Origin of the sequence: Streptomyces sp. C (assembly GCF_000158895.1) — a bacterium.
Lineage (GTDB): Bacteria > Actinomycetota > Actinomycetes > Streptomycetales > Streptomycetaceae > Streptomyces > Streptomyces racemochromogenes.
In genome coordinates this window covers 259155-260415 of the sequence record NZ_GG657750.1, presented here as the reverse complement: position 1 = coordinate 260415, position 1261 = coordinate 259155, and the positions used below count along the sequence as shown (strand labels likewise).

The window sequence follows — 1261 nt, the reverse complement described above, 5'->3', positions numbered from 1 at the left end:
TCCCGGAAGTCCTCCGGCTCCCGGAACGCGTCCACGCGCAGCGCCCGCCGGCGCGCCTCGACGCCGGTGACGCGGTCGCCGAGCAGCGTCCGCACGTGCTCCTCGTTCCCCCACAGCGGGGGCGGCTGCGCCCCCGGCGGGGGCGGCGGAGCGTACGGCTTCAGGGCGGCGAACATCTGCCCGATGAAGCCCTCCGGGGTCCAGCTGAGCAGCCCGATCGTCCCGCCGGGCCGGCAGACCCGCACCAGCTCGTCGGCGGCGGTCTGGTGGTGCGGGGCGAACATGACCCCGACGCAGGACATCACCGTGTCGAAGGTCGCGTCGTCGAACGGCAGCGCCTCCGCGTCCGCCTCCTGCCAGCTCAGCACGGCACCGCGTGCCTCGGCCTCCTTGCGCCCCACGGCCAGCAGCTCGGGCGTGAGGTCCGAGGCCACCACGTCGCCGCCGGCCAGCGCGGCCGGGATCGAGGCGTTGCCCGACCCCGCGGCGACGTCCAGCACCCGGTCCCCGTCCTTCACCCCGCAGGCCTCGACCAGCGCGGGCCCGAGCCCCGCCACGACCTGGGTGGCGACCGCCGGGTAATCGCCCAGCGCCCACATCGTCCGGTGCTTCGCCTTGAGCGCGCGGTCGGCCTCGCGCGCGTCCGCCGTCTCCGTCATGCCATCCGCCTCCCTCGTCCGTACGGTGCCGATGGCCGTCCTCCTTCGAGCATAGGAACCCGGCGGGCGCCCGGCCCGGCGGCAGCGGGTACGCGTCCGCTCAGGTGGAACCCGGGTGAAAGGTGCCCGCCCGTGCCCTCCACCCGCAACGCGCTTCCTCTTCGGCGACGTCGGCGACGACGACCTCGACGACGGACCGGGCACCAACACCGACAACGGCGTGACGCCGACGGGGTGCCGCTCCCGGGAACGGCACCGCGCGCGCCCTCACTCCGCGAGCAGCCGCCACGCGGCCAGCGCCAGCCCGGCCCGGCACAGCCCGGGCGCCCCGCTCAGGTCGAGCTCCAGGACCCGGCCGATCTGCTCGATCCTGCGGGCCACGCTGCTGTGGTGCAGGTGGAGCAGGTCGGCCGCCCGGCGCAGCGACCCCGTGGCGCAGTACGCGTCCAGCGTCTCCAGGTCCTCCGGGCTGCCGGCCAGCCGGGCCAGCGCCGCCACGTCGGGGTTGCCGCGCAGGACCTCCCGCGGCACCTCCGCCAGGAGCGCCAGCGCGCCCAACGCCGCGTAGCGGACGACGGGTTCGCGCGCGGTGGCGAACCGCA

2 protein-coding genes are annotated in these 1261 nt (G+C 76.3%); both read right to left on the bottom strand.

The genetic code is table 11. The features are described from left to right. The coding region (locus SSNG_RS01380) for a methyltransferase domain-containing protein (RefSeq protein ID WP_007261987.1) at positions 1-659 on the bottom strand (659 nt) is incomplete at its 3' end. Between the two features lie 267 nt (positions 660-926). Continuing rightward, positions 927-1261 (bottom strand): helix-turn-helix domain-containing protein (locus tag SSNG_RS01375; protein ID WP_129593371.1); only part of this gene is annotated, 335 nt, incomplete at its 5' end.